Source organism: Leifsonia sp. NPDC058230, from assembly GCF_042882245.1.
GTDB lineage: Bacteria > Actinomycetota > Actinomycetes > Actinomycetales > Microbacteriaceae > Leifsonia.
In genome coordinates, this window is the sequence record NZ_JBHVWM010000002.1 from 259,105 (window position 1) to 267,631 (window position 8,527).

An 8,527-nucleotide genomic window follows, 5' to 3' on the forward strand; every position below is an offset into this window, starting at 1 on the left:
AGGCATCCGGATGTCACAGACGCGTCTGCCCCGGAGTCTGATGAATGCCACGTTCACTCATTCTCGTCTCGTGCTCGGAAGGATACCCACATGAATTCAGCGCTTGAAACGCTTCGCCAGGACTTCGGCGGCGACATCATCGAACCGGGCGGCCCGGACTACGAATCGGCCAGTCGTACCGTCTTCGCTTCGGGTCGTCCGGCCTACGTCCTGCGGCCCCGCAACGTCGAGGACGTTCAAGCCGACGTGCGATTCGCGGCCTCCGCACGCCTCCCCTTGTCGGTCCGCGGCGGCGGCCATGGATTCGCGGGGTTCGGCACCAACGACGGCGGCATCGTCATCGATCTCGGTGGTCTTGCGAGCGTGGAGCTCATCGATCGCGAACGCCGGCTGGTGCGCATCGGCGGCGGCGCCACGTGGGGTCAGGTCGCGGCCGCACTGTCCCCTCTCGGACTGGCGATCTCGTCCGGCGACACGAAGAGCGTCGGCGTCGGCGGCCTCACCCTGACCGGCGGTATCGGATGGAAGGTACGAAAGTACGGTCTCGCCTTGGACAGCGTCGTCGCGGCCGAGGTGGTCGTCGCCGACGGTACGGTCGTGCGCGCGAGCGCGTCGCAGAACGCGGACCTGTTCTGGGCGATTCGCGGTGGTGGCGGCAATCTCGGGATCGTCACCGCCTTCGAATTCCTCGCCCATCCGACGACGGACGTCTTCTTCGGCACGATCGCCTTCCCGGCTTCGGAGGCCACCACCGTGCTCCGCGGGTGGGCGACCCACCTCCGCACCGCCACGGAGGACCTCACGTCGGCGGTGAGCCTGTCCAACCCGTTCACCGGCGGACCCGAGGCGCCGATCGAGATCTCCGTGGCCTTCGACGGCGACGACCCGCAACGCGCCGCTGAGGCGATCGACCCGATCCGCCGGCTCGGAACGGTGATCAGGGACGACGTCGAACTGAAGCCGTACGCGGACACGCTCGTGGACGGCGCGACACCGCCGCCCGGCATCCGTTTCGTCACTCGCAGCGGATTCGTCGACCCCGAAGCGGTGCCCGAAGTGCTGCGGATCCTTGCCGAGATCGGCGGGTCCGAGGGGTCGCCGTTCATCGCCGTGCGCAGTGTCGGCGGCGCGGTCGCGCGGATCCCCGATGATGCCACCGCGTACGCGCACCGCGGGGCGGAGCTGATGTTCGTGACGACCGTCGCGGGTCCCGAGCCGGTCGTCGAGGCCGCCCGGCCCGCCCTGGACGCGGCCTGGGCGAAGCTCGGACCTCACGTCAGCGGTGCCTACGCGAACTTCCTCGCGTCCGCCACCGAGGAGGACGTCGCCGCCATCTATCCGCCCGAGACGTACCGGCGCCTCGCAGCCGTCAAGCGCCGCTACGACCCGGACAACCTGTTCGCGGGCAACCACAACGTGCCGCCCGCCGGATGAGCTCAGATCATCGTGAGCGCGCTCGCGGGGTCTGACAGCACCCGGCCGATATCGGCGATGAAGCGGGACCCCTGTTGACCGTCGACCAGCCGGTGGTCGAACGAGACGGCCAGCGTCATCACCTGGCGCAGCGCCACCTCGCCGCGGTACTCCCACGGCTGACGGCGCACCGCCCCGATCGCGAGGATCGCGGCCTCGCCCGGCGTGAGGATCGGTGTGCCCGCATCGACTCCGAACACCCCGACGTTGGTGATCGAGATGGTTCCGCCGCTGAGTCGCTCGGGCGCGGTGCGGCCCGCCCGGGCGGTCTCGGCGAGCTCCCGGATGCTCGTCGCGAGGCCTGCGAGATCGAGTGTGTCGGCATCCGGGATGGTCGGCACGACGAGCCCCCGTGGCGTCGCAGCCGCGATGCCGAGGTTCACGTAGCCGAACTCGACGATCTCCTGAGCCTGCTCGTCCCAGCGGGCGTTCACCTCCGGAGTGCGCAGGACGGCCAGGCAGAGCGCCTTCGCCACCACCGCCAGGAGCCCCGGACGACTGTCGGCGAACTCGCGCTGCGCCCGTAGCCGCTCGAGCAGCTCCATGGTGGGCGTCACGTCGACCGTGAGGAACACCGTCGCGTGCGGCGCGGTGAACGCACTGCGGACCATCGCCTCGGCGGTGAACTTGCGCACGCCTTTGATCGGGATGCGCGTCTCGCGCGGGCGTCCGGGCTCGGCTCCCGTGCGGTGCGGGGCCGGCACGGCGGCGGACGCGGACGCGGTCCGTGAGACCGCGGCCGGGTCGTAGGCCTCGACGTCGTGCCGGGTGATCACGCCCCGGTCGCCCGTGCCGGGGACGTCGGCGAGGTCGATGCCGCGCTCGCGGGCGAGTCTGCGCACCGGAGGGGTCGCGCGCGGCCGCTCGAGCAGTTTCGGTCCTGCCGACGCGGAGCGAAGCGCCGTCACGTTCGACGCCGTCTCCGAGGCCGCGGGCGTGGGAGTCGTGCCGGTGAGTCCAGGACGCGCGCGGCGCTGCGGGCGGTCGCGGGAGTCCGCTTTGGCGCCGTAGCCGACGAGGTTCGGCTCGGGTGCCGAGTCGGTGTCGACAGGGTCGGCCGACGCGGGAGGCGGAGCATCCTGTGCCCCTGCCACCTCGAAGGCGACGATGGGGTCACCCACCGAGATGGTCACCCCCGGCTCGACGAACAGTCGGGAGACCACGCCCGCGTACGGCGCGGGAAGCTCGACCAGCGCCTTCGCTGTCTCGACTTCGGCGATGATCTGATTCAGCACGACCGTGTCGCCGACGGCGACGTGCCACGAGACCAACTCGGACTCGGTGAGACCCTCGCCGAGGTCGGGCAGCGCGAACTCCTTGATCGCGGCCATCAGTCCTCCACCCCGGTGAGCGAGTTGGGGCGGTCGAGCGCGCGGTCGATGCCGTCGAGGATGCGGTCGAGGTCGGGCAGGTGCGCGCTCTCCAGCTTCGCTGCGGGGTACGGGATGTCGTGGCCGGTGACCCGCACCGGCGCGTGCTCCAGATGGTAGAAGCACCGCTCGGTGATGGCGGCCGCGACCTCCGCGCCGATGCCGCCGGAGAGCGGTGCCTCGTGCGAGACGACCAGTCGGCCGGTCTTGCGCACAGAAGCCACCACCGTGTCCAGGTCGAGCGGGGAGAGCGAGCGGAGGTCGATCACCTCGACCGAGACGCCGTCGTCTCCGGCCGCGACGGCCGCATCCTTCGCGATCTGCACGACGCCGCCGTAGGTGACGAGCGTGACGTCGGTGCCCGGGGTGATCACGCGCGCCGTCCCCATCGGGCGGGCGTCGGCCAAGGGCGCATCCTCATCCACCTCGCCCTTCACGTGGTAGCGGCGCTTGGGCTCGAAGTAGAGCACGGGGTCGTCGGAGGCGATGGCCTGCTGGATGAGCGTGTACGCGTCCTCAGGATCCGACGGACTCACGACACGCAACCCGGCGGCGTGTGCGAAGTAGGCCTCCGGGGAGTCGGAGTGGTGCTCGGCCGCGCCGATCCCGCCCGCGAACGGTACGCGGATCGTGATCGGCATCGTCACCGCGCCGCGCGTGCGGTAGTGCATCCGCGCGACCTGGCTGACGATCTGATCGAAAGCGGGATAGATGAAGCCGTCGAACTGGATCTCCACGACCGGCCGATAGCCGCGATAGGCCATGCCGACCGCGGTGCCCAGGATGCCCGACTCCGCGAGCGGCGAATCCATCACCCGTCGCGGCCCGAATTCGGTCTGCAACCCGTCGGTGACGCGATAGACGCCGCCCAGAGCCCCGATGTCCTCGCCCATGAGCACGACCCGGTCGTCGCCGGCCAGCGCCTTGCGGAGGCCGGCGTTGATCGCCTTCGCCATCGTCAGTGTCGTCATCGACTGTCACCTCCCACGAACGTGCGCAGGTAGCGGCTGTAGTGGTCGCGTTCCCGGATCAGACCGGTGTGCGGCTCGGCGTAGACGTTGTCGAAGACGGTCATCGGATCGGGGTCGGGAAGGGAGACGCAGCCGGCTCGCAGCTCGGCGGCGACCTGGTCGGCGGTTGCCGCGACGGATTCCGCACTCTCGGCGGTCAGCATCCCACGAGCCGAGAGATAGGCCTCGACCCGGGCGATCGGATCCTTGCCCTTCCACTGCTCGAGTTCCGCGGGGTCGCGGTACCGGGTCGGATCGTCGGCCGTGGTGTGCGGGCCCATCCGGTAGGTCACGGCCTCGATGAACGTCGGGCCGCCGCCGCTGCGCGCGCGATCCAGGGCTGACCGGGTCACGGCCATCACCGCGAGCACGTCGTTGCCGTCGACCCGCACGCTCGGAATGCCGAACCCGGGCGCACGCTCGGCGATCGGCCGCTGCGCCTGCAAGGCGACGGGCTCGGAGATCGCCCACTGGTTGTTCTGGCAGAAGAAGATCACCGGCGCGGAGTACGTGGCGGCGAAGATCATCGCCTCGTTCACGTCGCCCTCGCTCGTGGCGCCGTCGCCGAAGTAGGCGACCGCGACCGAATCCGTGCCGTCGGCCTGGATGCCGAGCGCGTAGCCGGTGGCGTGCAGCGTCTGGGCGCCGATGATCACCTGCGGAGTGGCCATGTTGATGTCGTACGGATTCCAGCCCGACTGGGCGGTGCCGCGCCACACCCGCACGAGGTCGGTGAGGCCGGCGCCTCGGCAGTAGGCGACGCCGTTCTCGCGGTAGCTGGAGAAGACGAAGTCGTCGGCGCGCAGGGCACGCCCCGAGCCGATCTGGGAGGCCTCCTGGCCGAGGAGGGGCGGCCACAGCCCGAGCTCCCCCTGGCGCTGCAGAGCGGTCGCCTCGGTGTCGATCCGCCGGACGACAACCATGTCCTCGTACAGGGAGAGCAACTGGTCGTCGCCGATGTCGGAGACCCAGGCGTCGTAGCGCACGTCGCTCAACCGCTCCCCGGAAGGGGTCAGGAGCTGCACGGTGTCGATTTCGCCGAGGCTCAACTCGCCCAGGCGCACATCGTCCATCCGGATGTTCTCATCGCGGGGTCGGATGTCAGGCTGATTGTCGATCGTCACGGTTCACGCAACCTTCACTCTCGAGCCCGGCCGCGTGCTTGTGGCACGGCGAACCGGCTTCCGGCCTCCTTGCCGGAATTAACGGGAACGCTACGCCGAGCAGTCACCCAGCACAACTGTCGGCGTGTCGGATGGGCCGGATGCACTATCCCGGCGTGTCGCGTCGTGCTACGTTTCGCACTATGCCCAGCATCGACAGCACCGACCGGCGCATCCTCGTCGCCCTCACCGAGGACCCGCGCTCGACCAATGTGACCCTCGCCGACCGGCTCGGGCTGAGCCGAAATACGGTGCAGTCGAGGATGGCAGCATTGGAGCGCTCCGGGGTGTTCCTGTCATTCGATCGGCGCATCAGCGCCGCCGTCGCCGGCTACCCTCTCGCCGCATTCGTCACGGTGCACGTGCAGCAGCAGAAACTGTCGTCGATCGTGGAGCAGCTGGCGACCATCCCCGAGATCGTTCAGGCGCACGGCCTGAGCGGCCCGTCGGACCTTCTCGTGCGCGTTGTCTGCATCGACGCCGAGGACCTCTTCCGCATCACCGGCGCGATCCAGGCCTGCGACGGCGTCGAACGCGCCGAGACTGCACTCGACATGGGCGAGCTCATCCCCTTCCGCCTCCACCCCCTTCTCGCCCGCGACGCCCTCCGCTGACCCGCGCTTCCCGCCCCGAGCCCGCCCACCCGCCCCGCGAACCCGCGCTATGTACCCGCCGAGTCCACGAAAAGTCGCTTGAAAAGCGCCGAGTACACGGAGAATTCGTGGACTCGACGGTTGCGGGGGCGGGGCGGGGCGGGGCGGGGCGGGGCGGGATGCGCGAAGCCCGCGCAGACGGGGTCTGCGCGGGCTTCGTGTGGTGCGGTTGCGGAAGGGAGGTTACTCGCCTTCGGCGGGAGCCGTGGGGCCCTCGCTGGCCGCATCGCGGCCGTGCGTGTCTGCCTCATCGGCCTCGGCGAGCACCGGAGCGAGCGACAGCTTTCCGCGGTCGTCGATCTTGGTGATCTCGACCAGGATCTTCTGGCCGACCCCGAGCACGTCTTCGACGTTCTCGACGCGCTTGCCACCGGCGAGCTTGCGCACCTCCGAGATGTGCAGCAGTCCGTCCTTGCCGGGCAGCAGCGAGACGAACGCACCGAACGCGGCGATCTTGACGACGGTTCCGAGGAACTGCTCGCCCACCTCCGGGTTCGTCGGGTTCGCGATCGCGTTCACCTGGGCGCGGGCGGCCTCGGCCGACGGGCCGTCGACAGCGCCGATGTAGACGGTGCCGTCCTCCTCGATGGAGATGTCGGCGCCGGTCTCGTCCTGGATGGCGTTGATCGTCTTGCCCTTCGGGCCGATCAGCTCACCGATCTTGTCGACGGGGATCTGCACCGAGATCACGCGGGGCGCGGTCGGGGCCATCTCGTCGGGCTGGTCGATGGCGGCGTTCAGCACGCTCAGGATGGTCGTACGAGCATCCTTGGCCTGCTTCAGCGCACCGGCGAGCACGGCGGAGGGGATGCCGTCGAGCTTGGTGTCGAGCTGGATCGCGGTGACGAACTCGCTCGTTCCGGCGACCTTGAAGTCCATGTCGCCCAGCGCATCCTCGGCACCCAGGATGTCGGTCAGAGCCGCGTAGCGGGTCTCACCGTCGACGGTGTCGGAGATGAGGCCCATGGCGATGCCGGCGACCGGCGCGCGCAGCGGCACACCGGCGTTGAGCAGCGACAGGGTCGAGGCGCACACGGAACCCATCGACGTCGAGCCGTTGGAGCTGAGAGCCTCAGACACCTGACGGATCGCGTACGGGAACTCCTCGCGGCTCGGCAGAACCGGAACGAGCGCGCGCTCGGCGAGGAAGCCGTGCCCGATCTCGCGACGCTTCGGCGAACCGACGCGGCCGGTCTCACCGGTCGAGTACGGCGGGAAGTTGTAGTGGTGCAGGTAGCGCTTCTTGGTGACCGGCGACAGCGAGTCGATCTGCTGCTCCATCTTGAGCATGTTCAGCGTGGTGACGCCCAGGATCTGGGTCTCGCCGCGCTGGAAGATCGCCGAACCGTGAACGCGCGGGATGACCTGCACCTCGGCGTCGAGCGGACGGATGTCGCTCAGCCCACGGCCGTCGATGCGGATGCCCTCGCGCAGCACACGGCCGCGCATGACCACCTTCGAGACGGACTTGTACGCCGCCGAGAACTGGCTCAGCACCTCGGGGTCGAGAGCACCGGCCTCGACCTTCTCGGTGAGCGCCACCTTGACGCGCTCCTTGAGCGCGTCGTCGGCGTTCTGGCGCTCGACCTTGTCGGCGATCTGGTACACGTTCACCAGGTCGTCGTACGCGAGGCCGGCGACGTTGTCGTAGGTCTCCTGCGAGTACGGCAGGAACACGGGGTAGGCGGCGATGGGCTTCGCGGCCTGCTCGGCGAGCACGACCTGCGCGCCGACGAGCTGGCGGATGAAGGGCTTGGCAGCCTCGAGGCCCTGGGCCACGACCTCTTCGTTCGGCTTGGTGGCGCCGCCCTGGATGAGGTTCCAGCTACCCTCGGTCGCTTCGGCCTCGACCATCATGATGGCGACGTCTTCGTTTCCGTTCGCGTCGGTGACGACACGGCCGGCCACGACGAGGTCGAACACGGCCTCTTCGAGCTGCGACGCCTTCGGGAAGGCGATCCACTGGTCTTCGGCAGCACCGTTGCCCGGGATGAGCGCGAGGCGCACACCGGCGATCGGGCCGCTGAACGGCAGGCCGGAGATCTGGGTGGATGCGGAGGCCGCGTTGATGGCCAGAGCGTCGTAGAACTCATCCGGAGCGATGCTCAGAACGGTGATGACGATCTGAACCTCGTTGCGGAGACCCTCGACGAACGAGGGGCGCAGGGGCCGGTCGATCAGACGGCAGACGAGGATCGCCTCGGTGGAGGGGCGGCCCTCACGACGGAAGAACGAGCCGGGGATCTTGCCGGCCGCGTACGACCGCTCCTCGACGTCGACGGTCAGCGGGAAGAAGTCGAAGTTGTCCTTCGGGTGCTTGCTGGCGCTGGTCGCGCTCAGCAGCATGGTCTCCTCGTCGAGGTATGCGGCGACAGCGCCCTGAGCCTGCTGGGCGAGACGGCCGGTTTCGAACCGGACCGTGCGAGTGCCGAAGCGTCCGTTGTCGAGAACGGCTTCGGCGAATTTGATTTCGGGACCTTCCAAGAGGTCTTTCTCCTTTGTTTTACGTCGCCACCCCGTTTGGGCGGCGACTCGTACATCGGAGCAGGGGAACAGGCAGATCGACACGCTTCTCCAGCGCGTACGTGCGGCTCACCGACGACGTTCTAACGTCGAGGGTTGGTGCCCGTCTGGCCATCAGTAGAAATACACGGCTGCGTTCATTGCGCATCCGGATACCACCACCGAGGACCAGCTCCTGCCAGCCTGCTCCGTTTGTTGCTCGGTATTCAGTTTGAGTCGGCATACAGCCAACCTCATGAATCCTAACAGGTGGGCCCGGAATTGCGGCAGAACGCAGTGAGTCGCGGGGGGGGGGGGGGGGGGGGGGGGGGGGGGGGGGGCGGGGGGCGGGGGGG

General features: G+C 69.0%; 6 protein-coding genes. 2 read left to right on the forward strand and 4 right to left on the reverse strand.

Annotated elements, in window-relative coordinates; translation table 11 throughout:
- Window positions 1-90: 90 nt before the first annotated feature.
- The gene (locus ACFVV0_RS06865; RefSeq protein ID WP_387060180.1) at window positions 91-1,434 is read left to right on the forward strand and encodes an FAD-binding oxidoreductase; all 1,344 of its coding nucleotides are present in this window, start codon (window positions 91-93) and stop codon (window positions 1,432-1,434) included.
- Window positions 1,435-1,436: 2 nt separating this feature from the next.
- Here the strand turns inward: ACFVV0_RS06865 and ACFVV0_RS06870 are convergent, their stop codons facing one another.
- Genes ACFVV0_RS06870 through pdhA form a run of 3 tightly spaced genes read right to left on the reverse strand, consistent with a single transcriptional unit; the run spans window position 1,437 to window position 4,926 of the window.
- Window positions 1,437-2,804 carry a dihydrolipoamide acetyltransferase family protein gene (locus tag ACFVV0_RS06870; RefSeq protein WP_387060183.1) on the reverse strand — a complete coding sequence of 456 codons (1,368 nt, stop codon included), beginning with the start codon at window positions 2,802-2,804 and terminating at the stop codon, window positions 1,437-1,439.
- Window positions 2,804-3,814 (reverse strand): alpha-ketoacid dehydrogenase subunit beta, encoded by a 1,011-nt coding sequence (locus ACFVV0_RS06875; protein WP_387060186.1) that lies wholly within the window; start codon window positions 3,812-3,814, stop codon window positions 2,804-2,806. Before ACFVV0_RS06875 ends, ACFVV0_RS06870 begins: the two co-directional genes overlap by 1 nt.
- Entirely contained in the window at window positions 3,811-4,926 is a 1,116-nt protein-coding gene (gene pdhA / locus ACFVV0_RS06880; RefSeq protein WP_387061749.1) for a pyruvate dehydrogenase (acetyl-transferring) E1 component subunit alpha, read from the reverse strand. Before pdhA ends, ACFVV0_RS06875 begins: the two co-directional genes overlap by 4 nt.
- Window positions 4,927-5,159: 233 nt before the next feature.
- Between pdhA and ACFVV0_RS06885 the strand changes: the two genes are divergently transcribed.
- Window positions 5,160-5,630: an Lrp/AsnC family transcriptional regulator gene (locus ACFVV0_RS06885; RefSeq protein WP_387060189.1), complete on the forward strand. Its 471-nt coding sequence runs from the start codon at window positions 5,160-5,162 to the stop codon at window positions 5,628-5,630.
- Window positions 5,631-5,852: 222 nt separating this feature from the next.
- Here the strand turns inward: ACFVV0_RS06885 and ACFVV0_RS06890 are convergent, their stop codons facing one another.
- Window positions 5,853-8,153: a polyribonucleotide nucleotidyltransferase gene (locus tag ACFVV0_RS06890; protein WP_387060192.1), complete on the reverse strand. Its 2,301-nt coding sequence runs from the start codon at window positions 8,151-8,153 to the stop codon at window positions 5,853-5,855.
- Window positions 8,154-8,527: the final 374 nt, after the last annotated feature.